The following is a 25286-nucleotide window of genomic DNA, read 5'->3' as shown; positions in this document are numbered from 1 at the left end:
GCCCCGCCATCATCAGATATCTGATCGCATGACCGAACCCGTTCTCTCCGTGCGCAATCTTCAGGTGGAATTCGTCACCCGCCGCAGCGTTCTCCGTGCCATCGACGGAATTTCCTTCGATATCGCCAAGGGGGAAGTGCTGGGCGTGGTCGGCGAATCCGGCGCCGGAAAGTCCGTGACCGGTCTTGCGGTGATCGGCCTGATCGATCCGCCCGGCCGCATTGCCGGCGGCGAGATCTATCTGTCGGGCATGCGGATCGACGATCTGCCGCAGGAGGAACTGCGGCGGATCCGGGGAAAGCGGATCGGGATGATCTTTCAGGACCCGCTCACCAGCCTCAACCCGCTGTACCGGATCGGCGACCAACTGGTCGAAACCATCAGAACCCACGCCAATCTCTCTGAAGCCGCCGCGCGCAAGCGCGCCATCGACCTGTTGGCCGAGGTCGGCATTCCCGCTCCGGACAAACGCATCGATGCCTATCCGCACGAATTTTCCGGCGGCATGCGCCAGCGCGTCGTGATCGCGCTGGCGATCTGCGCCGAACCTGAACTGATCATCGCCGACGAGCCCACCACCGCGCTCGATGTTTCCGTGCAGGCCCAGATCATCTCATTGATCAAACGGCTCGGGCGCGATCATGGCACCGCCGTCATGCTGGTGACCCACGACATGGGCGTGATCGCCGAAACCTCGGATCGCGTCGCGGTGATGTATGCCGGCCGTATCGCCGAGATCGGGCCGGTTCAGGATGTCGTGCAGAACCCGCTGCATCCCTATGCCAGGGGGTTGATGGGTGCGATCCCGACGCTCGCCGGCGACGCCAAACGCCTGGTCCAGATTCCCGGCTCGATGCCGCGGCTTTCCGCGATTCCGCCCGGTTGCTCGTTCAACCCGCGCTGCGCCTTCGCGTTCGACCGTTGCCGGGTCGAACGGCCGGAGCCGATCAGGCGTGGCACCCAGGCCGTCGCCTGCCATCTCTACGATGCCGCCGCAAAGGGAACCGCGGCATGACATCCCCAGCCTTTGTCGACGTCAAAAACCTGCGCCGCGTATTCGACGTCTCCAAGCCGTGGCTGAACCGGATGCTCGAAGGCGGCCACCTCGAATTCCTCAAGGCCGTCGACGGCGTGACCTTCGACATCGCCAAGGGAGAGACCTTTGCGCTGGTCGGCGAATCCGGTTCCGGCAAGACCACCGTCGCCCGGATGGTGGTCGGACTGCTGCCGCCGACCTCGGGCGAAGTCATCATCGACGGCGTCTCGATGAGTGCCGCCGGACAATTGCAGGCGCGCCAGCGGCTGCGCCGCCGCATCCAGATGATCTTCCAGGACCCCTATGCCAGCCTCAACCCGCGGCTCCGGGTCGACGCGATCGTCGCCGAACCGATCCGCGCCTTCGACCTGATCGAGGGGGAGCGCAATATCCAGGCGCGCGTCGGCGAGCTGCTGGCTCTGGTCGGCCTGCATGCCGACGATGGCTGGAAATATCCGCACGAATTTTCCGGCGGGCAGCGGCAACGAATCGCGATCGCCCGGGCGCTGGCGTCCGAAGCCGAGTTCATCGTCTGCGACGAGCCGACCTCGGCGCTCGATGTCTCCGTGCAGGCGCAGATTCTCAATCTGATGCGAGACCTGCAGGACAAGTTCGGCCTCACCTACCTCTTCATCAGCCACAACCTCGCCGTGGTCCGGCACATGGCGAGCCGGATCGGCGTGATGTATCTCGGCCGCATCGTCGAGATCGCGGAAGGGCGCGAACTGTTCAGCCATCCGCGCATGCCCTACACCAAGATGCTGCTGGGGGCGGTGCCCGATCTGGCGATGTCCGGCCGCCAGCGGATTCCGGTCAAGGGCGAAATCCCAAATCCGATCGATCCGCCGCCCGGCTGCGCCTTCAACCCGCGCTGCCCGCTGGCGTTCGATCTGTGCCGCCAACAAGCCCCCCCGCTGATCGACGGCGTCGCCTGCCATGCCCTTAATCATCCTGCCGACGCCACGGCCCCCGCATGACCACAGGGATGGGAGCAAGCCCGCGCCTGGTGCCGGTTGGCAGGCCGCCCCGGCTGTGGTCAAGTGCGCCCGCCACGCAGCGCAACCATGGATTCCAATGAGCAAAATCAATCCCGATCCGTTCACCACCCGGCCTGAAATCGAGGGTACTTTCGGTGTCGTAACGTCCACCCACTGGATCGCGTCAGCGGTCGGGATGGCCACCCTGGAGAAGGGCGGCAATGCCTTCGACGCCGGCGTCGCCACGGCGTTTACGCTGCAGGTGGTCGAGCCGCATCTGAACGGTCCCGGCGGCGACGTGCCGATCATCGTCCACGATATGAAGCGTGGCCGGACCGAGGTGATTTGCGGCCAGGGCCCGGCTCCGGCGGGGGCCACCATCGCGCATTACCGCGGCGAGGGCCTGGAAATGGTGCCCGGCACCGGGCTGCTGGCGGCCTGCGTCCCCGGCACCTTCGAATCCTGGATGCTGCTGCTGCGCGATTACGGCACGCTGCGGCTGCGCGACGTGCTCGAGCCGGCCATCGCCTATGCCCGGGACGGTTACCCGCTGGTCGAGCGCGCCTCCGCGACCATCGCCACCGTCGAGCAATTGTTCCGGAAGTACTGGCCGACTTCGGCGGCGGTCTATCTTCCCAACAATGAGGTGCCGAAACCCGGCACGCTCTTCACCAACAAGACGCTTGCGGAAACCTATAGCCGCATCCTGAACGAAGCCGAAAGCGCCGGCACCGACCGCGTCGCGCAGATCGAGCGCGCGCGCAAAGCCTGGTCGAAAGGTTTCGTCGCCGAGGCGATCGACACATTCTGCAGCACGCAGGAAATCATGGACGTCAGCGGCTCGCCGCATAAGGGCGTGCTGCGCGCCGACGACATGGCGCGCTGGCAGCCGAGCGTCGAGGCGCCGCTGACCTACGACTATGGCCGCTATACCGTCTGCAAGCCCGGCGTCTGGAGCCAGGGGCCGGTGATGCTGCAGCAGCTCGCGCTGTTGAAAGGCTTCGAACTCGACGGGCTCGATCCCGCGGGGCCGGAGTTCATTCATCTGCAGATCGAATGCGCCAAGCTCGCCTTCGCCGATCGCGAGAAATTCTACGGCGATCCGAAGTTCTCCGAAATCCCGATCGCGACGCTGTTGTCGGATGCCTACAATGACGAGCGCCGCAAGCTGATCTCGGAAAAGGCCTCGCTCGATTTCGTTCCCGGCTCGGTCGAAGGTTTTGGATCGGTCGTCAAACTGCGCCGCCAGGAGGGCAATCGCGAGGCGGTCGGCGCCATGGGCGCGGGCGAGCCCACCGTCGGCCGCTTTGGCGAGGTGCGCGGCGACACCGTGCATTTCGATATCATCGACCAGGCCGGCAACATGATCTCGGCGACGCCGTCCGGCGGCTGGCTGCAATCTTCCCCGGTGATTCCGGAACTCGGCTTCTGCCTCGGCAGCCGCGCGCAGATGTTCTGGCTCGAGGAAAATCACCCCGCGGCGCTGGCGCCGGGCAAGCGTCCGCGCACCACGCTCAGTCCGACCATGGCGCTGCGCGACGGCGAGCCGTATCTGGCATGGGGCTCGCCCGGCGGCGACCAGCAGGATCAATGGACCACGCAATTCTTCCTGCGCCACGTGCATGCCAAGATGAATCTGCAGGAAGCGATCGACGCGCCGGCGTGGCATTCGGAGCATTTCCCGATCTCGTTCTGGCCGCGCACCGCGCGGCCCGGCGTGCTGGTGGTCGAGAACCGGGTGCCGAAGGCGACCGTCGATACCCTGACGAAGCGCGGTCACATCGTGGAGACCGGCCCCGACTGGTCGGAGGGACGCCTCACCGCCGCCTCGAAGGTCGGCCGCCGGCGCCGCGCCGCCGCCAATCCCCGGGGCATGCAGGGCTACGCGGCCGGACGCTAAAGGCTGAGATGGCTTGAAAGAGCAGAGATGACCTGGTCGATCATCGCGCGAGACCCCTCAACCGGCCAGTTCGGTATCGCCGTTGCGACACGATTCTTCGCGGTCGGCGCCCGCGTGCCCTATATCGCCGCAGGTCACGGCGGCATCGCGACCCAGGCGCTGACCAACCCTTATTACGGCATCGACGGCCTGAAACTGCTGCGAGAAGGACGTTCGCCCGGCGACATCGTCAAGACCCTGATCGCGGCGGATAGCGGCCGCGAGAGCCGGCAGCTTCACATCATGGACGCCGGTGGCCGCATCGCTTGCCACACCGGCAGCGAATGCGTCGACTGGTGCGGGCATGTCGAAGGCAACGGGTTTTCAATTGCCGGCAACATGCTGGCGGGCGCGCGGGTGCTGGACGACACCGCGGCGGCCTATATCGCCAACGAAAGACTGCCGTTCGCGCAACGCCTGATCGCGGCGATGCGATCCGGCGAGGCCGCGGGCGGCGACAAGCGCGGCAAGCAATCGGCGGCGCTTTTGATCTATGGCGAGGAGGAATGGTCCGATCTCGACCTGCGCGTCGACGACCATGCCGATCCGCTTGCCGAACTCGAACGCCTCGAACAGGTGAGCCGCGAACGCTGGGTGCATTTCCGCCAATTCCTGCCCAGTCGAAAGAATCCGGCTGGCGTCACCGACCGCGCAACCATCGATGCCACCATCGAAGCGGCGATTGCGGGTCGGAAATGACAGACGTCCCGCTGATCGAAATCAGGGATTTGCGGGTCACCTTCCACGGCGACGACGGCCGCATCACGCACGCGGTCGATAGCGTCGACCTCAGCGTGGCCAACGGCGCGACGCTGGGGCTGGTCGGCGAATCCGGCTGCGGCAAGAGCGTGACCTCGCTCGCCATCATGGGCCTGTTGTCGAAACATTCCGCCGATGTCACCGGCTCGATCCGGTTCGACGGCTTCGATCTGCTTGAAGTACCCGACCAGACCCTGCGCGACCTGCGTGGCAACCGGCTGGCGATGATCTTCCAGGAGCCGATGACGTCGCTCAATCCGAGTTTTACGATCGGCGACCAGATCATCGAAACCATCCTGCGCCATCGCGGCGGATCGCGGCGCGAGGCGCGCGAGCGTGCGATTGAACTGCTGCGCCGCGTCCATATCCCCTCGCCGGAGCGGCGCATCGACGAATATCCGCACAAGCTGTCGGGCGGCATGCGCCAGCGCGTCATGATCGCCATCGCGCTCGCCTGCGATCCGATGCTGCTGATCGCCGACGAGCCCACCACCGCGCTCGACGTCACCCTGCAGGCGCAGATCCTCGATTTGATGCGCGAGCTGAAGGCGGCGAGCGGGGCCGCGATCATTCTCATCACCCACGATCTCGGCGTGGTCGCCGAGGTCTGCGACGAGGTCGCGGTGATGTACGCCGGCGAGATCGTCGAACGCGCGACCGTCGATGAATTGTTCGCCTCCCCGCAGCACCCCTACACCGTCGGCCTGCTCGGCTCGATCCCGCGGCTGGATCGCCGCACGTCGCATCTGGCCACCATCGAGGGCATGGTCCCGAATATGACGAAGCCGCCGCCCGGCTGCCGCTTCGCCGCGCGCTGTCCCTTCGTCAGCGAGCCCTGCGTCGCCGCCCCGCCGCCAATGCTGGCCGTTAGCCCAGGCCACTGGTCGCGCTGCATCAAGGCGCCGCTGGAAAGGCTGGTGTCGTGATGGCGGTGCGATCGCAGATCGTTCCCCGGGCGCGGTGTAGCACAAGCGCGGCGCGGTGCTGCACCGCTGGGCCGGGGTCCATTGCTCCACAAGCCGGGTCCCGGTTCTGCAGCGTATCGTTGCACGCTGCGCTGCGCCCGGGACACGTCAGCCGGCATTTTTTGGGTGGAACCGCATGACCGCCCTGCTCGAGGTCAAAAACCTTGTCAAACATTTCGTTGCCGAACGCTCGGTGTTCGGGCGGCCGACCGCGTTCGTGAAAGCGGTCGATGGCGTCAGCTTCAGTGTCGATGCCGGCAAGACGCTGGCGCTGGTTGGCGAATCCGGTTGCGGCAAATCCACCGTGAGCCGGCTGGTGCTGCGGCTGATCGAGCCGGATTCAGGCAGCGTCAGCTTCGAGGGCCGCGATCTCCTGGCATTGGACGCCGATCAGTTGCGCGCCTTCCGCCGCGACGCGCAAATCATCTTTCAGGACCCCTATGCGTCGCTCAATCCGCGCATGACCGTCAGCCAGATCCTGACCGAGCCGCTGGCGCTGCATGACCTGGTGCCGCCGGCGCGCCGTCGCGAGCGGGTCGAGGAATTGTTGCGCCTGGTCGGGCTGGAGCCGCGCTTCGCACGCCGCTACCCGCATGAATTTTCCGGCGGCCAGCGCCAGCGCATTGCCATTGCGCGCGCGCTGGCGGTCGAACCGAAACTCGTCATCTGCGACGAGCCGGTATCGGCGCTCGACGTGTCGATCCGTTCGCAAATCCTCAATTTGCTGCGTGACCTGCAGGACCGGTTGGGGCTGGCCTACATCTTCGTCTCGCATGATCTGGCGGTCGTGAAACACATCGCCGACCGCGTCGCCGTGATGAATCTCGGCGTCATCGTCGAGACCGCGGATACGCAAGCGCTGTTCGCCTCGCCCCGTCACCCCTACAGCCGCGCGCTGCTGTCGGCGATCCCGGTGCCCCGGCCGCGGGCCAAGCGCGGCCGCTTGCTGTTGCAGGGAGAGATGCCGAGCGCGCTCAACCCGCCCTCGGGCTGCCGCTTTCACACCCGCTGCCCCTATGTGATCGAGCGTTGCCGCGCCGAACCGCCGCAACTGCTCGCGGACGCGGCCGGCCACGCCACCGCCTGCCATCGCACGGCGGAACTGCCGCCGTCCGACGCCATCGTTCCCGTCAGCGGCGCATTTTCTCCGTCGCTGGAGCGGTTGGTGGCGGCTTTCAGCGGACCGGCGGAAGTAGCCGCCTCTTCCGGAGTTGATATAGTCGGGGCGATGCCGCCGGCAGTGGTGTGAACTCGTAGATATGGGGACCAGTCCAATGAAAATCCTGCGTTTGGCGGCTATTGCGGCTGCGATCCTGATGTCGCTTGGGGCGGCGGTTCAAGCCCAGACTACGCTGCGCATCGGCCTTGCCGAAGATCCGGATATTCTCGATCCGACGCTCGGGCGCACCTATGTCGGCCGCATCGTATTCGCGTCGTTCTGCGACAAGCTGTTCGACATCGACGAAAAACTCAATATCGTGCCGCAGCTCGCGCTATCGCACGAGACCTCGGCCGACGGCAAGGAGGTCACGATCAAGCTGCGGCCCGGCGTCAAATTCCAGGACGGCGAGCCGTTCAATGCCGAGGCCGCGAAATTCTCGCTCGACCGCCACCTCACGATGCCGGGGTCTTTCCGCAAACCGGAACTGGCCGCGCTCGACCATGTCGATGTCGTCGATCCCCTGACCATCAAGCTGGTACTGAAGGAGCCGTACTCGCCGCTGATCGCCCAGCTCACCGATCGCGCCGGAATGATGGTCTCCCCGAAGGCTGCCAAAGAGGAAGGCGACAAGTTCGGACTGCACCCGGTCTGCGCCGGCCCCTATAAATTTGTTGAACGCGTACAGCAGGACCGCATCGTGTTCGAGAAATTCGCTGACTACTGGAACAAGGACAACGTTCACATCGACCGCATCGTGTATCTCCCGCTGGTGGACGCAACCGTGCGCCTCGCCAATTTGAAATCCGGCGGCCTCGATCTGATCGAACGGCTGCTGGCGACCGACATCAAGGCGGTGCAGGCCGACCCGAAACTCAAACTGTCGACCGCGATCGAACTCGGCTACCAGGGCGTGACGCTGAACATCGGCAACGACAAGACCAAGGGCGCGCTCAGCCAGTCCGCCAAGGTACGCCAGGCGCTCGACCTGTCGATCGATCGCGACGCCATCAATCAGGTCGTGTTCAACGGCGAGTTCAAACCCGGCAACCAATGGGTCAATCCCGATCATCCCTATTACCAGCAAGCTTTCCCGGTGCGTCCGCGCGACGTCGCGAAGGCCAAGGCGCTGTTGAAGGAAGCAGGCGTCGCCACGCCGGTGAGCGTCGATTTCATGGTGCCGAAGGGCGCCGAAACCGAAGCCGTGGCGCAGGTGATCCAGTCGATGGCGGCGGAGGCCGGCTTCGACATGAAGATCAGGGTCACCGAATTCGCGACATCGCTGAAGCAGGCTGAAGCCGGAGAATACCAGGCCTTCATGCTGGCATGGAGCGGGCGTATCGATCCGGACGGCAATTCCTACATCTTCCTGAAGACCGGCGCGCCGCAGAATTACAGCGCGTGGTCCAACCCCGCTGCCGACAAGGCGCTCGACGATGCCCGACTGGTCACCGATCAGGCGCAGCGGAAGGCCATCTACGAGAAGCTGACCAAGCTCGCGCTCGATGAAGAGCCGATCCTCTACATCTTTCACCGCAAGCTCCTGATCGCGCATACCACGAGGCTGGAAGGCTACAAGCAGATGCCGGACGGGCTGGTGCGCGTGGTCGGGTTGACGCTGAAGTGAGGATGATGTCGGTCATGGTCTCGTGTCCCGGACGCGGTGCAGCGCGCCAGCGGTGCACCGCTGATCCGGGACCCACCCGCTCAAAATGGATCCCGGGTCTGCAGCGCGGCGTTCCACACCGCGCTGCGCCCGGGACACGGATTGCCCCATGCTGAGCTTCCTCGCCAGGCGCATCCTGCAGCTGATCCCGACACTGTTCTTCGTGTCGATCCTGATCTTTTCGCTGCAGCATCTGTTGCCCGGCGATCCGGCCATGGTGATGGCCGGCGAGGAACGCGATCCCAATGTGATCGCGCAGATCCGCCAGCAATACCGGCTCGATCGGCCGATACCGGTTCAATATTTCTACTGGGTCAAGGGCGTGGTGTCCGGCGACTTCGGTGAGTCGCTGCGCATCAAGGTGCCGGTGCGCGAGCTGATCGAGCAGAAACTGCCGGTGACGATGCAACTGGCGTCGATGGCGATCGTGATCGCCTTCCTTATCGGCATTCCCGCCGGCATCGTCTCGGCGGTGAAGAAGGGCACGGCGTGGGACTACGGCGCCAACCTGCTCGCGCTGTGGGGGATCTCGACGCCGAATTTCTGGCTCGGGATCATGCTGATCTTTCTGTTCTCGATCGAGCTCGGCTGGCTGCCGGCGTCGGGCTACGTGCCGCTGTCCGAAAACTGGCGCGCCAGCTTCGCCTCCACCATCATGCCCGCCTTCGTATTGGGCAACGCGATCGCGGCGATCCTGATGCGGCATACCCGCAGCGCCATGCTGCAGGTGCTCGAAAGCGACTACGTCCGCACCGCCCGCGCGAAGGGACTCTCCGAACGCGCGGTCATTCTCAAGCATGCCCTGCGCAACGCGCTGACGCCGGTCATTACGCTTGGCGCGCTCGAACTCGGCACCTTGCTGTCGGGCGCGGTGCTGACCGAGCAGATTTTTTCGATTCCGGGCTTCGGCAAGCTGATCGTCGACGCCGTGTTCAATCGCGATTATGCCGTGGTGCAAGGCGTCGTGCTGGTGACCGCGACCATCTACATCACGCTGAACCTGATCGCCGATATCGCCTATATCCTTGTCAATCCCAGGCTGAGGGCGTGAGCCGCATGACCGATGCCGCACTCGGCGCGATTGCCATCGACGCCCCGGACGAACTGGAAAGCCCGGCGCGGCGCGCGCTGCGCCGGCTGGTCCAGCGCAAAGGCGCGGTGGTCGGCCTTGTCGTGATCGCGACCTTCATCGTGCTCGCGGTGTTTGCGCCTTTGATCGCGCCCTATGATCCGATCGCGACCAGCTGGACGCTGGTGCGCAAGCCGCCCTCGGCCCTGCACTGGTTCGGCACCGACGACCTCGGCCGCGATATTCTCAGCCGCGTAATCTTCGGCGCGCGCGCTTCGCTGATCGCCGGCGCGATTTCGGTCGGAATTGCGCTTCTGGTCGGCGTGCCCTTCGGACTGCTGTCGGGCTATCGCGGCGGCTTCATCGACGCCCTGATCAGCCGGATCACCGATGCCATGCTGGCCTGCCCGTTCCTGATTCTCGCCATCGCGCTGGCGGCGTTTCTGGGCCCGAGCCTCGGCAACGCCATGATCGCCATCGGCGTCACCACGACGCCGATCTTCGTGCGGCTGACCCGCGGCCAAGTCATGAGCGTCAAGGTCGAGGACTATGTCGAGGCCGCACGCGCCATGGGCAATCCGCGCTGGCGGATCGCGCTGTTCCACATTCTGCCCAATATCATGCCGGCGCTACTGGTGCAGGCGACCTTGTCGATCGCGGCGGCGATCATCGCCGAGGCGGCGTTGTCGTTCCTCGGCCTCGGCCAGCAACCGCCGGCGCCGTCCTGGGGCAGCATGCTGAATGCCGCGCAACGCTTCCTGACCAACGCACCCTGGATGGCGCTGTGGCCGGGGCTTGCGATTTTCCTGGTGGTGCTGTCGTTCAATCTGGTCGGCGATGGCCTGCGCGACGCACTCGATCCGAGAGAACGGTAGGCGATACGATCAGTGATGCGTTTGAGCGAGACTCTTCACCTCTCCCCTTGCTTGTGGGAGAGGGAGCTCACCTTCTTCGTGGCGTCAGCGGCGCTCTAAATCACCGTCTCCCGCATCACGCGGCGGCAATCCATCTCGTATTCGAGATCGATCACCGGGGGCCGCGCGTAGTGCCAGGTTAGGCCCGACCGCATGGTGCCGTGGCGAACCAGTTCGTCCACGATAACCGGATGAAAATCGCGAATCGAATAGGCCTGCGCCTCCGTCGTGTCGTTCCAGCCGTGCCCGAACGCGCTGAGGCGCTCTTCCATGCCGCCGACGGTGGCGCGGACCTTTTCCTTCACCCCGTCCGGGCTGACGTCGCGGTAGCGCACGATGCGCTCGGGATAGCTGCCGCTGCCGCCGCGCGCTTCGGCGCCGCCGGCGATGACGAAGGATGGCGACCTGTTGCCGCTGGGGCGCGTGAAGCAGAAGGCATAGAACGACGGCTCGGCCGGCGGATCTATCTCCGGACAGACATTGCTGCGCGCCACCGGATTGGTGGTGCCATCGAACAGGCCCCATTCCGCGAGCGTCTTGACGTAATGCTGGTTGAAGGCCCGGAATCCGTCCTCGGTAAACGCCGCCGGCGAACGCAGCTCGCAGGCGCAAAACGACGTCAGCGGCCGCCCGGCATCCTGGATATACTTTGCGACCTGCGCAAAACCCTCGGCGAGCGGCAACAGGCGATCGAAGCGGACGCGTTCGATCTCAAAACCTGAATCGGCGGCGGCGCCGCTCGAATACTGAAACAGCGCCGGGATGAATCGATAGTTGCCGGCCGGAAAATCACGCGTCGTCATTCGTCTGTCCTTTGGATGCGGTTTGCTATTCGAGTTGCATGCGGACGCCCTTGGCGCCGTTGAGCAATCGCCTGAGGTGGAAGCCGGCCAGCGCATCGTCGGCATGCAGTCCGACAAGTGCTGCGAAGGCCGGCATCGCGGCGGCGTCGCCGGCTTCGAGCTTGGCGAAGGCTTCGGAATATTGCGTCATCGCCGGCCCCTCGAACGTCTCTGCCGACAGCGGCTCGTAAGCGCGCAGCGGCTCGCTGCGGCCGCGCAGCATGAGATCGCCGACCGGCCGCCCCTGAAAATTACCGGTGGCATCGGCGACCGCAGCGCTGACGCAAATGCGCGTGCCGAGAAACTTGTTGGCGGCCTCCAGCCGTGCCGCGGTGTTGATGGTGTCGCCATAGGCGGTGTAATCGAAGAACCGGCTGCCGCCGAAATTGCCGACCAGCGCCGGGCCGGCATGGACGCCGATGCGGGTGGCGCCGAAATTCACGCCATTGGACTTCCAGCGCTCGCGAAATCCTTCGGCCCAGACGTCGAGATCATGTGCGCAGGCGATCGCGCGCGCTGCATAATCCGGCTGGTCTCCGGGCGCGTTGAAAAGAATCTGGATCGCGTCGCCGATGATCTTGGCGACGGTGCCTTCATGCGCGAACACGATGTCGGTCATGCCGCCCACATATTCGTTGAGCAGCGCACCCAGCACTTCAGGGGCGGCGGTTTCCACCAGCGAGGTAAAATTGGTGATATCGGTGAAGATGGTCGCGACCTCGCGGCGATGCACCGCCATACCATCGGCTTCGCCCTCGCAGGCCAACCTGGAGGCGATCTGCGGCGAAAAATACCGCGACAGCGACGCGTGCGCGCGCTCGGCTTCGGCCTGGCGGCGGCGCGCCTCGCGCATCATCTCGACATGACGGATGGTCTTGTCGATGGTCATTTCGAGATCGCCGAAATCGATCGGCTTGGTCAAAAAGTCGAACGCGCCGCGGTTCATCGCGGTGCGGATGTTGCTCATGTCGCCGTAGGCGGAAACGATGATGGTCGATTTCTTGTCCTCGGCCTCCTGCAGTTTCTGCAGCAAGGACAGGCCGTCCATCCTGGGCATGTTGATGTCGGATACCACCATGTCGACATGCGGATGGTCCTCGATCGACTGCAGCGCCTCGATGCCGTCATGGGCGAACATGAATTGCACGGCGCCGTCGCGAATCTGCCTGCGGAATTTCTGCAGGACCAGCGCCTCGAGATCGGGCTCGTCATCGACGACGAGGATGGTGGCGGTCATGCGGCTTGTCCGAGCCTGCTATCGATCTCGTGGCGCAGCAGCGCGAAATCGATCGGCTTGGTCAACAGGCCCACCGCGCCGCGCTCGATCGCCTTGCGGCGTGTTTCCGTATCGCCATAGGCGGTGATCATGATCACGGGAACATCGGGCCGCTCCGCGCGCACCTTCGGCAGCATTTCCAGCCCGCTCATGCCGGGCATGTTGATGTCGGACAGGATCAGGATCAGCGACGGCTCCCTGATCTCGGCGGCCCGAACCAATGCCGCCGGCGCCGACGGCGCAAACTCCATCGTGAAGCGGCCGGATTTCAGGTCGCGCCGGAACTGCTGACGGAACAGGGCTTCAACATCGGGCTCGTCATCGACGACGAGTATGTAAACGCTCAATGGGTGCCTCCAGTATTTGTCTGGGCGGCCGCCGTCCGCGGCAGCGTAATGATGAATTCGGTAAATACGCCTGGCTCGGTTGCGACGTCGATCTTGCCGCCATGTTGCTTCACGACGATGTCGTGGCTCATCGACAGGCCAAGTCCGGTGCCCTCGCCCGCCGGTTTGGTGGTGAAGAAGGGATTGAACATCTTCTCCTTCACTTCCAGCGGGATGCCCGTGCCGTTGTCGCGAATCCGGATTTCGACCTGGTTGCCGAGGTTTTTCGTGGTCGCGCTCAGCGTCGGCTCGAAGCCCACCTCGCCGGATTCCTTGCGCTTGGTCGCGGCATAAAATCCATTTCCAATCAGGTTGAGAAACACGCGGGTGATTTCTTGCGGATAAAGGTCGACCATGCCGGCGGCGGGATCGAGGTCGCGCCGCAGCGTGATGTTGAAGCCGGATTTTTCCGCGCGCGCCCCGTGATAGGCCAGATTGAGGCTCTCCTCGACGATGGCGTTGATATCGACGGGCCGGTGCTCGCCCGAGCCTTCGCGCGAATGCAGCAGCATGTTCTTCACGATCGAATCGGCGCGCTTGCCGTGCTGTACCACCTTTTCGAGATTGCCTTTCAGCATATGCGTGAGCTCGTCGATCTCCTCGCGCATCTTGTCGTCGAGCGCGGCTGGCTTGAGCACATCATTCAGCTCATCGATCAGTTCGGCCGACAGCGCCGAGAAATTATTGACGAAGTTGAGCGGATTCTTGATTTCGTGAGCGATGCCGGCGGTGAGCTGGCCGAGCGAAGCGAGCTTCTCGGTCTGCACCAGACGGTCCTGAGCGGTGCGCAGTTCGTCGAGCGAGAGCGACAATTCCCGCGTTCGCTCCTGGACCTGGCCAAACAGCCTGGCGTTCTCGATGGCGATCACGGCTTGGTCGGCGAAGGTCTGGACAAGTTCGACCTGGCGCGCTGTGAATGCGCCCGGATCAGGCCGCGTCAGCGAGAGCACACCTTCGACTGCGCCGTCGCGCATCAGCGGCACCGCGAGACCCGCACGAAACTCGCCGATTTCCGGCGCGGACCCGAAATTGTACTCGGCATCGAGCCGCACGTCCGGGAGATGCGCAAGCTTACCGTCCAGGAAGACGCGACCCGTGAAGGTCTCGCGGCCCGGCTTGATCGGATGCTCGCGCAGAAAATCGACAAAGGCGGGTGGGCAGCCCGATTCCGCCTGCAGCCGCAGCACATCGCCGTCGCGCAGGAAGATCACGCCGAAAGCGGCGCCGCACAGGGCCTTGGCCGATTCGGTCAGCGTCGTGAGCACGGATTTGAGGTCGAACGCCGAGCGGCTGATGACCTTCAGCACATCGGCGGTCGCGGTCTGCTGCTGCAGGGATTCGCGCAGCTCTGCAGTCCGCTGTTCGACCTTATTCTCAAGGTCGGTATAGGATTCCTGCAGCCGCGCGCCCATGTCGTTGAACTGGTCGGCGAGGCCTTCGAGTTCGTCGCCGGTCTTGATCGATATGCGCTGGGCGAAATCGCCGCTGCCGATGCGTTCGGCGCCCGCACGCAAGACCTGGATCGGACCGACCATGCGCCGGGCCAGGAATATCCCGGCCAGCACCGCGAAGATCGACGCGCCCAGGAGCACGATGGCCAGCCGCTGCAGGGCCAGATACAGCGAGGCGTAAGCCTCTTCCACCGGCAATTCCACGAACATGGTCCAGCCAAGCGGGACGATCGGCGCGGAGGCGGTCAGCACCTCCTGTCCCTGGATGTTCTTGGCGCCCTGCAAAGCCTCCGAGTCGGCACCGGTGTTTCCGGCCTGCGCGGCCTGCACCTGCACCAGTTTGGACATGTCGGTATTGCGCAGCACCAGGCTGATGTCGGGATGCGCGATCAGGCGACCCTCCGCACCGACGACATAGGCATGGCCGTGCTCGCCGACCTTGATCTGGGACACCACATCCCAGATCAGTTTGAGGTTGACTTCGGCGATGCTGACGCCGGCATCCTTGCGGGTGCCGGCCAACGACAGCGTCATGTAGGGCTCGGACTCGCGGCGGAAATACACCGGGCCGTAATAGACCTTGTGGGCGACCGCCTCGGTGAATTTCGGATCCTTGGAAAGGTCGAGCCCGCTGTCGACCACGTCCATGGCGAGGCGCGACACCCTTAAGCGTTCCTTGCCGGTCGAATCGACCTGCGCCAGTTCGGTGATGGCCGGCACCTGCCGCAACAGCCGCAAAGCGTCGAATCGGCGCTGCTCGATCGAGCCCGCGGACCACGGCAGCTGGGTGGTCCAGCCGAGTTGGCTTTCGATTTCCTTGATGAACTGGCTGATCTTCGCCGCCGCCGCCTCGGCCTGTTCGTGCTGAATCCGGATCAGCGCCGCCTTGTGCTCGCGATAATAGAAGAAAACCTCAAAAATCCCGTTGGATAACAGCGCGACACCGACCACCGCGACGAACAGCGCGACGTATTTGGTAAACAGCCGGCTGCGGACCTTTGTCCCGGACGAAGCCGGCGCAGGCACTGCCGCCACCACGGGCGATCCGGCCAGCGTTTGGCCCTGGGGCGTGTCGGGATGGAGGGAAATACTCATCCGGCCCAATTTAGCAAGAACGCGCGGGCTTGTCTCTTGCCGCGGTGCGGGAGGATCATTCGATGATCTCGTCGGCGGTCGCCAGCAGCGTCGGCGATACCTCAATGCCCAGCGCTTTTGCGGTCTTGAGATTGATCACCAGTTCGAACTTGGTAGGTTGCTGGACCGGAAGGTCCGCCGGCTTCGTCCCCTTCAGGATCCGATCGACATAGGCCGCCGCGCGCCGGTGCAGGTCCGCCACATCGACCCCATACGACACCAGCCCACCGTCGGTGGCACCGAACCGCCACGGGAATATCGTCGGCACGCGGTTGGCCAAGGCTTGCGAAATGATCGTTGGCCTGTGAACCGCGGTGAACACGTCCAGCATGACGATCAGGCCGCCTCCCGGCTCATGGCCCAGATCTATGATAGCGCTTTCGATCTCGGCGTCGCTGTGAACGGGACAGGAAATCACCGTTGCGGCCAGCGAGGGAGCCGATGCTTCGACCGACTTCAGGAAAAAGCCGCCGCCGCCGGGCGCGGTATCCGGATTGAAAATGACACCGATGCGGGTGGTCGCGGGCGCTATCTTTTTGAGAAGCTCGATCCATTTGCCGCCCATCGTCGCTTCGAAGTTCGTAAAGCCGGTGATGTGGCCGCCCGGATGCGCCAGTTCGGCGACATAGCCATTGTTGAGGGGGTCAGCGACCGAAACAAAAACGATCGGGAGCGTAGCCGTCTGCTGCGCCAACACTTTCAGCGTCGGCGTGGTTTCGCAAACGATCACATCCGGATTCAAGTCGATGAGCTGTTTCGCGAACTCTCGAACCCGATCCATTTCTCCGACACCGAAGCGGAAGGTGATCTGGATATTTCGGCCGTCTTTCCAGCCGAGTTGATCGAGGCCATTCCTGAAGGCGGCCATACGCGCCTGCGTATCCGAATCGGCCTCTGCATATCCCATCAGCACGCCGATGCGCCGGACACGGTCCTGCTGCGCGTGCGCGGAGCCTGATGCCGCAACCGCCGCGCCGCCGAGCAGCGCGATGAACGCGCGCCGCCTCACTCGATTACTTCGTCGGCGAGTGCGAGCAGCGTCGGCGGGATATCGAGGTTGATGCTCTTGGCGGTTTTCAGATTGATCACGAACAGATAGCGCGTCGGCTGCTCGAACGGCAGATCGGCGGGCTTGGCGCCCTTGAAGATACGATCGACCAGGGCTGACGCGCGCTCGAAGGACTCCGTCAAGTCGGGCCCATAGGACATCAGGCCGCCGTCGCGAACCAGAAAGTCGTATTCATAGATCGCCGGCAATCGCCTCGCGGCGGCAAACTCGAACACCCGTTTGCGGTTGAGCGTGGTGAGCGCGTCAGCGACCATCAGAATGGCGTCAGGCATATCGCTGTTCATGACAGCGAAAGCTTCGTTGAAGTCGTCCGGCTCGCGAACGCCGAGCGCCTGCACCGTGATCCCGATCTCCTTCGCGACCTTCGCCGACGCCTGGTAGCGCAGCGTCATGCCGAGATCATCCTGGTTCCAGAGCATCGCCACTTTTTGCAGTTTCGGCGACAGTTCCTTCAACAGCGACAGGCGCTTGGTGGTGAGCGTGGTCGCCACGTCGGAAATACCGGTGATGTTGCCTCCCGGATGGGCCAGGCTCGCGATCATCCTGGTTTCCACGGGGTCGCCGAGACCGACAGCGCCTACCGTCGGGATTCCCGTCGACATCGCAGCCAGCGCCGCCGGATATCCGGTGACGATGATGGCATCGACGTCGCGCGCCTTGAGTTCCTGCAGCAACGCGGGGAGTTTTGCGACGTCACCCATCGCGCCGCGGGCATCGAAGGTCAGGTTTTGACCGAGGATGTAGCCGCGATCGGCCAGCGTCTTGACGATGATCTTTCCGAACGGGCTGGTCTCAGCCGTCGGCGCTGCTGGATGGAGTGTCCCGAGATGATAAATCCTGCCCGGCGTCTGGGCCGATGCCTTCAGCGGCGCAGCCAACGCCGCACCGCCAACAAGTGCCAAGAATTCGCGTCGCTTCATCGCGGCACCCTGCTTTTTGGACGCCCTGAAAAAGGGCGCCTGCCGGACAAGATATCACGAGACGATGCGAAAGCGACAATTACGATCGGCCGCCGCCGGCATATAAGGTCCGGCGGCCGCTGGCTCAGGTCGCCCTGAGGCCCTTCGGACCGAGATCGAAATCCTCGATTTCCTTGGTCCGCGGGGATTCGGCAGCCGCCCTGTGATCGGTCGCGATCGCAACATAGACGGCGGGCAGCACGAACAGCGTGAACAGCGTTCCGATCGACATCCCGGAGACGACGACCAGACCGATCGAGAACCGGCTTGCGGCACCGGCACCCGACGCCGTCAGCAGCGGCAGCAAGCCGGTGACCATCGCCGCCGTCGTCATCAGGATCGGACGCAGCCGCACCCGCGCCGCCATCTCGATCGCCGAGCGCCGGTCGAGCCCTTCCTTGAGCTGCAATTCGTTGGCGAACTCCACCATCAGGATGCCGTGCTTGCTGATCAGTCCGACCAGCGTCAGCAACCCGACCTGGGTATAGATGTTCATGGTGGCGGCGCCGAAGAACAGCGGAAGCAAGGCACCGACGATCGCCATGGGCACACTGATCATGATCACCAGGGGATCGCGCAGGCTCTCGAATTGCGCCGCGAGCACCAGGAAGATGATGATCAGCGCGAAGCCGAAGGTTACCGCGAGCTGGTTGCCTTCCTGCACATATTGCCGGGAGTCCGCGAGATAATCGTGACTGAATCCGGCCGGCAGCTTCTTGGCCTCGCCCTCCAGGAAGTCGACCGCCTGCCCGACCGTCACGCCGGGCATCGGCACTGCCTGGAAGGTTGCGGAGTTCAACTGGTTGTAGTGGGTCAAGGCGTTCGGATCGGTCGCCGTCTCAATCGTGACGACGGTTGAGAGCGGCACCTGCTGGCCGGTCGAGGTCGGCACGTAATATTCGCCGAGCGCTTCCGGCGACAGCCGCTGGTCGCGCGGCACCTGCGGAATCACCTGATACGAACGCCCCTCGAGGTTGAAGCGGTTGACGTAGTTGCCGCCGAGCAGCGTCGCCAGCGTGTTGCCGATGTTCGCCATGGTGATGCCGAGATCACTCGCCTTGGTGCGGTCGATCTTGACCCGCACCACCGGCTGATTGAAATCGAGATCGCTGTCGGAGACGATGAACAACCCGCTGTTGCGCGCGGCGTCCTTCAGCTTGACCATTTGCTCATAGACCGACTGAAATCCGTTGGTCGAATTGATCACCATCTGGACCGGCAATCCGCCGGGGCCGCCGGGCAGCGGCGGCAGGTTGAACGCGAACGCGCTGACGCCCTCGATCTTGCTCAGTTGAGCCTGAACCAGCGGCTTTAGCGCGATTGACGAGCGCTTGCGCTCGTCCCAGGGCTTGAGCAGCATGCCGGCGATCCCGCTTTGCGGACCGTTGATGCCGTTGAGCACGAAGCGCAGATCGGTCTCCGGGAAACTGCCGAACGCCTTGTCGAGTTTTTCCCCGTAAAAGTCGACGTAATCGATGTTGGCGTATTTCGGCGCCTTCGTCACCGCGAACACGATGCCCTGATCTTCCTCCGGCGCCAGCTCCTTCGAGGTGTGCATGTAAAGGAATCCGACGAGGCCGAGAATGGTGAGCGCGAACAGCGCCGTGATCGGGCGATAGTCCAGCGAGCGATCGAGTTGCCGGCCGTACCCGCGCGTTATCGCGCCGAACACCCGGTTGACGATCCTGGCAAATCGTCCTTCCTCGGCGCTCTTGAGGAAGACCGAGCACATCATCGGCGACAGCGTCAGCGCAATCACGCCGGAAACGATCACCGAACCGGCCAGCGTGAAGGCGAATTCGCGAAACAGCGCGCCGGTGAGGCCGCCCAGGAAGCCGATCGGCGCATACACCGCGGCCAGCGTGATGGTCATGGAAATGACGGGTCCGACGATCTCGCGGGCGCCCTGCATGGCGGCCTGCACCGGAGGTTTTCCCTCCTCTAGATGCCGGTGGATGTTTTCCACCACCACGATGGCGTCGTCGACGACGAGACCGATCGCCAGCACCATCGCCAGCAGGGTCAACAGATTGATGCTGAATCCCATCACCAGCATCAGGCTGCAGACGCCGATCAGCGACAGCGGAATGGTCACCACCGGGATGATCACCGAACGGAACGACGCCAGGAACAGGAAGATCACCACGACCACGATGATGATCGCTTCGCCCAGCGTCTTCTCGACCTCGTCAATCGACGACTGAATGAATGCGGTCGAATCGTACGCCACCTTCATTTTCATCGATGGCGGCAGGTTGCGCTCGAGTTCGGGAAACAGCGCGCGCACGCCCTTGACCAGCGTCAGCGGATTGCCCTGCGGCGTCGCCTGCACGCCGATGAAGATCGCATGCTCGCCATTGAAGGCGACGCTGGCGTCGGTGCTTTGCGCATCGAGTTCGACGGTCGCGATATCCTCCATCCGCACGAAACCGCCGTCCTTGGATTTGACGATCATGCGCTTGAACTGATCGAGGTTGGTCAGATCCGTATTGGCCGATACGTTGGAGACGATCAGAAAGCCTTTGGACTGACCGGCGGCGGCCTGGAAATTGTTGGCGGCGATAGCGGCCGACACATCGCCGGGCGAAACACCGCGGCCCTGCATACGGACGGGATCGAGCCACAGCCGCATCGCAAACGTCTGGCCGCCGAGAATGTCGGCGGATGCGACGCCGTCGACGGTCGACAGCACCGGCTGCACCACGCGCGTCAGGTAGTCGGAGATCGCCGATCCTGACAGCACTTCGCTGGAGAAGCCGAGATACATCACGGCCGTGGTCTGGCCGGTGGTCTTGGTCACGACCGGATCGTTGGATTCCTTCGGAATGAGATATTTGACCGAGTTCACCTTGGCGAGGACTTCGGTCAGCGCCTGGTTCGGATCGAAATTCAGCTTGATGTAGACCTGGATAGTGCTGGTGCCGAGCACCGAAGACGAGGTCATGTAGTCGACGCCTTCGGCGGAGGCGACGGCCTGCTCGATCGGTGTCGTGATGAAGCCCTGAATCAAATCGGCCGACGCACCGGGATACACGGTGGTGATGTTGACCACCGTGTTCGACAGCTTCGGATACTGCCGGATCGGCAGGCTGGTGGCGGCCCGAAAGCCGATCAGCAAAATCAGGAGGCTGACCACCACGGATAGCACGGGTCGCTTGATGAAAATATCGGTCCAGACCATCGCGATGTGCTCCGCTCGTCAGTAACGCGGGGGATTGGCCGGAATCGGCGGCGACGGGTCGGTCGAAATCGCCACGGCCGCGCCCGACTGCAACTTGAGCTGGCCGACGGCGATCACGCGATCGCCGGGCTTCAACCCGCTGAGGATTTCGGCGCGGCCATGGACCCGGTTGCCGGTCCGGACGAAGGTGCGAACCGCGGTCAGGCTGGTCTTGCCGTCATCCCCTTTCTTCTCGGTGATGAGGAAAACGGAGTCGCCGTAAAGCGTATAATCGACAGCGGTCTCGGGAACGGTGACCACCGCCGGCTTGTCGGGAAGCACAACGGTCGTGGTCGCGAACATGCCGGGCTTCAGGATATGATCAGGATTGTCGAGCGTAGCCTGAACGCGGATGTTGCGAGTGTCGGTGGCGATCTGGGGCTCGATGGTGGTGACCTTGCCTTCGAAAATCTTGCCGGGGTACGCATCGACCAGGATGCGAACGATCTGGCCGTCCTTGAGCGCCGCGCTGTCCTTTTCCGTCACGGTGAAGTTAGCATACAGCACCGACAGGTCCGTCAGCGAGACGATCTGCGTGCCGGCGGTGAGGAACTGGCCGACCTCGACATGGCGGACGCCGAGCACGCCGTCGAACGGCGCGCGCACCAGCTTCTGCGAAATGATCGCCTCGGTCTTTGCGATGCCGGCATTGGCCTGGTCATACGTCGCCTGGGCAGCATCGGCCGTCGCCTGCGGACCGAACTGACGCGCCGCCAATTGCTTGGCGCGATCCAGCGCCAGCTGCGCGCCGGTCGCCTGCGCCTTGAAACTCGCCAGATCCCCCTGCTCGGGAGCGTCGAACAGTTGCAACAGCGGACTGCCGCCCTTCACGGTCGCGCCCGGGGTAAACATGATGTCGGTGATGCGCCCAGAGACATCGGAGGTGACGTTGACCTGATGCACGGCGGCGAGATCGCCTACCGCCGTCAGCAGGTTCGGAATCACCTCGGATTTGACCTCGGAAACGGTCACCATCGTCGGCGGCGGCTTGTTGTTGGCGAAGAACTGCGCGATCATGTGGCTGCGGAACGCATTGAAGCCGACGAGAGCGCCCACCAGCAGCGCCAGCAGCAGTCCGACGATAATGAACCAGCGCACCATCCGGACCGGACGTGTGTGCGGCTTGTCGGAAATTGCCCTGCCCGAGATATTGGGTTCGGTTACGATGTTCATGTCATGCCCCTTCTGCAATTACCGGCTGCCCCGGATCCGGCGATAGTTCGCGATCCAGATGGGAGGCAAGTGCCGTCTCGTTTAATCCAATTCCGCGGAGAATGAATTCGCAAACCTGCCGTTCGAGGTCGGCAGGGTTGCCATAGGACAGGCATGGCACGGCTGGCAGCCGCGCCAGCGCCGCCATCAGCACGGTATGATGCGCAAACCAGAACAGGTTCAGCGGCTCGCGCCCGACCCGCGATGCGTCCCCTACCGCCACTGCGCGCTCGAGCGATGCCGTGAACACCGGCCCGATCAACTTTCCGATTTTTTCGTAAAGCAGCCGGGCAAATTCCCCGTCGTCGAGATGGCTGGTGACCATCAGCCGCAGACGCTGGGCCTCCTCCTGATCGGGCAGATCGGATACGTGCTGGAAATGACGGACCATTTCACGAATCAGCACGACCAGGGTTTCCGTCGACGGCTGCAGCCCCAGCAAGCGGTGCAGCGCCGGATCCGCTTCGCACTCTTCCGCAAGGATCTCCGCATACAGGGCCGACTTGGTCGGAAAATGCTTGAACAGCAGGCCTTCGGAGATGGCGGCCGTCGCCGCGACGCTTTTCGTCGTGGTTCCAGCAAAGCCGTTGCGGGCAAAGCAACGCTTAGCGGCACTCAGTATGAGTTGCCGCCGCAGGTCGCTGGTCATGCGCAAGGTGCTCATGCTCGTGAGTAAGCACTCACCTTACCAAATGTCAACAATTTGCTGCAGCGCACTTAGCCCGGGCGGGCTTAAATCGGCCCGAATCCGAGCGCGCCGCGGATGCGGGTCACGATGAACGTACCGTCGCGGCTCGAGAGCACACGCTCCAGGTTGGCGCTGTCGATCTTGACGCTGGCAAAGCGCGGCCCGCTCGCGATGTCCTGCACGCCGGCCGCAAACGCCTCGATATCGGTCATGGTCGCGATCGCGCGGGCGTCCGAGATCCCGCAAGCCCTGGCGACGCCGATCAGATCGACGGTCGCGGCGGTATGGCTCGCCTGCCCGCCGGTCTCGCCGTAAACCTCGTTATCCAGCACCACGATGGTGAGATTTTTGGGTTTTTGCAGGCCAACGGTCGCCAGACTTCCCATCCCCATCAGCATCTCGCCGTCGCCTGTGATGACGACCACCGGCAGATTCGGCTGCGCCAGCGCCAATCCCAGCCCGATCATGACGGCGCCGCCCATGGCGCCCCACAGATAAAAGTTGCGGTCGTGATCGCCGGCGGCGGCGATATCGTAGGTCGAGGCGCCCAGGCCGCCGACCACGATCGCATCCTTGCGCTCCGCCAGCAGGCTGGAAACGACGCTGCGACGCTCGAGAAGGTTGGCTTTGCTCATTTGGTGAAAACCTTTGCGCCGATCAGGCGCTGCGACAACAGAACGGCAGTCGGGGTGCAGGCATTGTAAGCCTGTCCCGCCGCGGCCTCGACCACCTCGCGCACTTCGTCGGGGTGCGAGGCCCGCAGCACCTTGATCCCTGACAATTCGAATACGCCCTGGGTGCTCGAGCCCATCGGCACCTGCCAGGGATTGAATTCGCCCCATTCGCCGCGCATCGTCACCAGCGTCAGGAACGGAAGGCGGAAAATCTGGGTCAGCGACAGCATGTTCACGCAATTGCCGACCCCGCTCGACTGCATCAGCAGCACACCGCGCTGGCCGCCGGCCCAGGCGCCGGCCAAAAGCGCCACACCTTCCTCCTCGGTCGTCAATGGCACCGCGCGCATCGAGGGCGCGCCCAGCACGTGCTCGATCAGCTGCGAATGGCCGGCATCCGGCACGTAAGGCACCTGACGAACATCGAAGCGCTGCAAAATCGCAAAGATGTCCTTCGGCCAGGAGGCTGTCATTTCGGAAGGAGCATCAGTGCGGGCGTGCATTTTCATTTCCAGTCGGCTGGCCGAGGCTGTATTCCGGGGCGGGACAATAGCGGTCGCCGCGGTTTCGGAAAGAGCAAAAACGGCATATCGGTCTGCATCGAAGAGTATGGCAGTATGAACACGAACGCGCGAGAGCTGGCGGCCAGTTTCGACCTTGAGAAATTGACGGCCGAATTCTACGCCGACCCCTACCCGACCTATCGGGCACTGCGGGAACATGAGCCGGTCAAGCGCATGCCAAATGGCTCCTATTTTTTGACCCGCTATGACGATCTGGTCAGCGCCTACAAGAACACCAAATTATTCAGTTCCGACAAGAAAAAGGAGTTTTTGCCGAAATACGGCAATTCGCTGCTCTACGAACACCACACCACCAGCCTCGTCTTCAACGACCCGCCGGCGCATACAAGGGTGCGGCGGCTGATCATGGGCGCGCTGTCGCCGCGCGCGATTGCCGGGATGGAGCCCGACCTGATCGCGCTGGTAGATCGGCTGATCGAGACGATTGCTGCGAAGGGCGAGGTCGATCTGATCGGGGATTTTGCGGCAGCGATCCCGATCGAGGTGATCGGCAACCTGCTCGATGTGCCGCAGGCCGAGCGCGAGCCCTTGCGCGACTGGTCGCTGGCGATCCTGGGCGCGCTCGAACCGGTGATCGGGCCTGAAGCCTTCGCGCGCGGCAACAAGGCGGTGCAGGACTTTCTTGGCTACCTGGAAATCCTGGTCGAGCGCCGCCGCGCCAAACCCGGCAACCCCGAGCGCGACGTGCTGACGCGGCTGATCCAGGGCGAGGACAATGGCGAGCGCCTGACATCCAAGGAATTGCTGCACAATTGCATTTTCCTGCTCAACGCCGGGCATGAGACCACTACCAACCTGATCGGCAATGGACTCGTGGCGCTGTCGGGAAACCCAGCGCAGAAAAAACGGCTGATCGAGCATCCCGACCTGATCAAGACCGCGATCGAGGAATTCCTGAGGTTCGAAAGTTCGAACCAGTTCGGCAACCGCATGACGACCGAGCGCGTCGAACTCGGCGGCATCGCATTGGCCGCCGGTACGCCGATCACCCTGTGCATTGGCGCTGCGAACCGCGACCCCCAACAATTCGCCGATCCGGAAAACCTCGACATCGGCCGCATGCCAAACCGCCATCTTGCGTTTGCCACTGGCGCGCATCAATGCGCCGGCATGGCGCTGGCGCGGCTCGAGGGCACAATCGCGATCTCGCGATTCCTGGCGCGGTTTCCGGACTACGCGCTGAACGACGCGCCGGTGCGCGGCGGGCGCGTGCGGTTTCGCGGATTCCTGAGCGTGCCGTGTGCGGTCGGCTAGGGCGCGGACGAATTGACAGGCCGCCACAATCCAACGAAGATTTCTACCTTCAA

General features: G+C 63.7%; 21 protein-coding genes. 10 read left to right on the top strand and 11 right to left on the bottom strand.

The genetic code is table 11. The features are described from left to right. The first annotated feature begins 28 nt into the window (after positions 1-28). The 9 genes from B5527_RS11595 (at position 29) to B5527_RS11555 (ending at position 10445) form a co-directional block, all read left to right on the top strand. Positions 29-1015, top strand: coding sequence for an ABC transporter ATP-binding protein (locus tag B5527_RS11595; RefSeq protein ID WP_079601405.1), 987 nt, complete (start codon positions 29-31; stop codon positions 1013-1015). Further along, complete coding sequence (locus B5527_RS11590; protein ID WP_079601404.1) at positions 1012-2013, top strand: ABC transporter ATP-binding protein; 1002 nt, start codon at positions 1012-1014, stop codon at positions 2011-2013. The genes B5527_RS11595 and B5527_RS11590 overlap by 4 nt, the downstream gene beginning before the upstream one ends. A gap of 97 nt (positions 2014-2110) precedes the next feature. Then, positions 2111-3913, top strand: coding sequence for a gamma-glutamyltransferase family protein (locus B5527_RS11585; protein WP_079601403.1), 1803 nt, complete (start codon positions 2111-2113; stop codon positions 3911-3913). A 27-nt stretch (positions 3914-3940) separates the two neighbouring features. Beyond that, positions 3941-4651, top strand: coding sequence for a DUF1028 domain-containing protein (locus B5527_RS11580; RefSeq protein ID WP_079601402.1), 711 nt, complete (start codon positions 3941-3943; stop codon positions 4649-4651). After that, the gene (locus tag B5527_RS11575) at positions 4648-5637 is read left to right on the top strand and encodes an ABC transporter ATP-binding protein (protein WP_079601401.1); all 990 of its coding nucleotides are present in this window, start codon (positions 4648-4650) and stop codon (positions 5635-5637) included. Before B5527_RS11580 ends, B5527_RS11575 begins: the two co-directional genes overlap by 4 nt. A 175-nt stretch (positions 5638-5812) precedes the next feature. Next, positions 5813-6925, top strand: a complete 1113-nt coding sequence (locus B5527_RS11570) for an ABC transporter ATP-binding protein (protein WP_079601400.1) — start codon at positions 5813-5815, stop codon at positions 6923-6925. A gap of 25 nt (positions 6926-6950) precedes the next feature. Beyond that, entirely contained in the window at positions 6951-8462 is a 1512-nt protein-coding gene (locus B5527_RS11565) for an ABC transporter substrate-binding protein (protein WP_079601399.1), read from the top strand. A gap of 148 nt (positions 8463-8610) precedes the next feature. Beyond that, a complete protein-coding gene (locus B5527_RS11560; RefSeq protein ID WP_079601398.1) occupies positions 8611-9552 on the top strand; it encodes an ABC transporter permease in 942 nt (313 codons plus the stop codon). A 5-nt stretch (positions 9553-9557) separates the two neighbouring features. Then, complete coding sequence (locus B5527_RS11555; protein ID WP_079601397.1) at positions 9558-10445, top strand: ABC transporter permease; 888 nt, start codon at positions 9558-9560, stop codon at positions 10443-10445. A 95-nt stretch (positions 10446-10540) separates the two neighbouring features. On the opposite strand, the gene cnbZ is transcribed toward B5527_RS11555, so the two are convergent. The 11 genes from cnbZ to B5527_RS11500 all read right to left on the bottom strand — a co-directional run bounded on the left by cnbZ (position 10541) and on the right by B5527_RS11500 (position 23898). Then, positions 10541-11287 (bottom strand): 2-amino-5-chloromuconate deaminase CnbZ, encoded by a 747-nt coding sequence (gene cnbZ / locus B5527_RS11550; protein WP_079601396.1) that lies wholly within the window; start codon positions 11285-11287, stop codon positions 10541-10543. A 25-nt stretch (positions 11288-11312) separates the two neighbouring features. Beyond that, positions 11313-12563 (bottom strand): adenylate/guanylate cyclase domain-containing protein, encoded by a 1251-nt coding sequence (locus B5527_RS11545; protein ID WP_079601395.1) that lies wholly within the window; start codon positions 12561-12563, stop codon positions 11313-11315. Then, positions 12560-12949 (bottom strand): response regulator, encoded by a 390-nt coding sequence (locus tag B5527_RS11540; RefSeq protein WP_079601394.1) that lies wholly within the window; start codon positions 12947-12949, stop codon positions 12560-12562. The genes B5527_RS11545 and B5527_RS11540 overlap by 4 nt, the downstream gene beginning before the upstream one ends. Further along, entirely contained in the window at positions 12946-15534 is a 2589-nt protein-coding gene (locus B5527_RS11535; RefSeq protein WP_079601393.1) for a sensor histidine kinase, read from the bottom strand. Before B5527_RS11535 ends, B5527_RS11540 begins: the two co-directional genes overlap by 4 nt. 55 nt (positions 15535-15589) lie before the next feature. Beyond that, positions 15590-16582 carry an ABC transporter substrate-binding protein gene (locus B5527_RS11530; RefSeq protein WP_079601392.1) on the bottom strand — a complete coding sequence of 331 codons (993 nt, stop codon included), beginning with the start codon at positions 16580-16582 and terminating at the stop codon, positions 15590-15592. Next, positions 16579-17562 (bottom strand): ABC transporter substrate-binding protein, encoded by a 984-nt coding sequence (locus B5527_RS11525; RefSeq protein WP_079601391.1) that lies wholly within the window; start codon positions 17560-17562, stop codon positions 16579-16581. Before B5527_RS11525 ends, B5527_RS11530 begins: the two co-directional genes overlap by 4 nt. A gap of 124 nt (positions 17563-17686) precedes the next feature. Then, positions 17687-20782 carry a MexW/MexI family multidrug efflux RND transporter permease subunit gene (locus B5527_RS11520; RefSeq protein WP_079601390.1) on the bottom strand — a complete coding sequence of 1032 codons (3096 nt, stop codon included), beginning with the start codon at positions 20780-20782 and terminating at the stop codon, positions 17687-17689. 18 nt (positions 20783-20800) lie between these two features. Continuing rightward, complete coding sequence (locus B5527_RS11515; RefSeq protein ID WP_079601389.1) at positions 20801-21994, bottom strand: efflux RND transporter periplasmic adaptor subunit; 1194 nt, start codon at positions 21992-21994, stop codon at positions 20801-20803. Position 21995: 1 nt separating this feature from the next. Then, on the bottom strand, positions 21996-22697 hold the full coding sequence (locus B5527_RS11510) for a TetR/AcrR family transcriptional regulator (protein ID WP_079601388.1): 702 nt from the start codon (positions 22695-22697) through the stop codon (positions 21996-21998). A 68-nt stretch (positions 22698-22765) separates the two neighbouring features. Next, positions 22766-23356, bottom strand: a complete 591-nt coding sequence (locus tag B5527_RS11505; RefSeq protein ID WP_079601387.1) for a thiamine pyrophosphate-dependent enzyme — start codon at positions 23354-23356, stop codon at positions 22766-22768. After that, a complete protein-coding gene (locus tag B5527_RS11500) occupies positions 23353-23898 on the bottom strand; it encodes a thiamine pyrophosphate-binding protein (protein ID WP_079601386.1) in 546 nt (181 codons plus the stop codon). The genes B5527_RS11505 and B5527_RS11500 overlap by 4 nt, the downstream gene beginning before the upstream one ends. Before the next feature lie 114 nt (positions 23899-24012). Here B5527_RS11500 and B5527_RS11495 point away from each other — a divergent pair, with 114 nt between their 5' ends. Continuing rightward, positions 24013-25233: a cytochrome P450 gene (locus B5527_RS11495; protein WP_079607226.1), complete on the top strand. Its 1221-nt coding sequence runs from the start codon at positions 24013-24015 to the stop codon at positions 25231-25233. The last annotated feature ends 53 nt before the right edge of the window (positions 25234-25286 follow it).

Origin of the sequence: Bradyrhizobium erythrophlei (assembly GCF_900129425.1) — a bacterium.
In the GTDB taxonomy this organism is placed as follows: Bacteria; Pseudomonadota; Alphaproteobacteria; order Rhizobiales; family Xanthobacteraceae; genus Bradyrhizobium; species Bradyrhizobium erythrophlei_C.
This window is presented reverse-complemented; position numbering and strand designations above follow the sequence as displayed.

Coding starts and splice junctions, on each gene's coding strand:
- B5527_RS11495 (WP_079607226.1), top strand. CDS start 24,013: ATGAACACGAACGCGCGAGAGCTGGCGGCCAGTTTCGACCTTGAGAAA.
- cnbZ (WP_079601396.1), bottom strand. CDS start 11,287: ATGACGACGCGTGATTTTCCGGCCGGCAACTATCGATTCATCCCGGCG.
- B5527_RS11520 (WP_079601390.1), bottom strand. CDS start 20,782: ATGGTCTGGACCGATATTTTCATCAAGCGACCCGTGCTATCCGTGGTG.
- B5527_RS11560 (WP_079601398.1), top strand. CDS start 8,611: ATGCTGAGCTTCCTCGCCAGGCGCATCCTGCAGCTGATCCCGACACTG.
- B5527_RS11585 (WP_079601403.1), top strand. CDS start 2,111: ATGAGCAAAATCAATCCCGATCCGTTCACCACCCGGCCTGAAATCGAG.
- B5527_RS11595 (WP_079601405.1), top strand. CDS start 29: ATGACCGAACCCGTTCTCTCCGTGCGCAATCTTCAGGTGGAATTCGTC.
- B5527_RS11515 (WP_079601389.1), bottom strand. CDS start 21,994: ATGAACATCGTAACCGAACCCAATATCTCGGGCAGGGCAATTTCCGAC.
- B5527_RS11575 (WP_079601401.1), top strand. CDS start 4,648: ATGACAGACGTCCCGCTGATCGAAATCAGGGATTTGCGGGTCACCTTC.
- B5527_RS11510 (WP_079601388.1), bottom strand. CDS start 22,697: ATGAGCACCTTGCGCATGACCAGCGACCTGCGGCGGCAACTCATACTG.
- B5527_RS11535 (WP_079601393.1), bottom strand. CDS start 15,534: ATGAGTATTTCCCTCCATCCCGACACGCCCCAGGGCCAAACGCTGGCC.
- B5527_RS11570 (WP_079601400.1), top strand. CDS start 5,813: ATGACCGCCCTGCTCGAGGTCAAAAACCTTGTCAAACATTTCGTTGCC.
- B5527_RS11565 (WP_079601399.1), top strand. CDS start 6,951: ATGAAAATCCTGCGTTTGGCGGCTATTGCGGCTGCGATCCTGATGTCG.
- B5527_RS11580 (WP_079601402.1), top strand. CDS start 3,941: ATGACCTGGTCGATCATCGCGCGAGACCCCTCAACCGGCCAGTTCGGT.
- B5527_RS11505 (WP_079601387.1), bottom strand. CDS start 23,356: ATGAGCAAAGCCAACCTTCTCGAGCGTCGCAGCGTCGTTTCCAGCCTG.
- B5527_RS11555 (WP_079601397.1), top strand. CDS start 9,558: ATGACCGATGCCGCACTCGGCGCGATTGCCATCGACGCCCCGGACGAA.
- B5527_RS11500 (WP_079601386.1), bottom strand. CDS start 23,898: ATGCACGCCCGCACTGATGCTCCTTCCGAAATGACAGCCTCCTGGCCG.
- B5527_RS11590 (WP_079601404.1), top strand. CDS start 1,012: ATGACATCCCCAGCCTTTGTCGACGTCAAAAACCTGCGCCGCGTATTC.
- B5527_RS11525 (WP_079601391.1), bottom strand. CDS start 17,562: ATGAAGCGACGCGAATTCTTGGCACTTGTTGGCGGTGCGGCGTTGGCT.
- B5527_RS11545 (WP_079601395.1), bottom strand. CDS start 12,563: ATGACCGCCACCATCCTCGTCGTCGATGACGAGCCCGATCTCGAGGCG.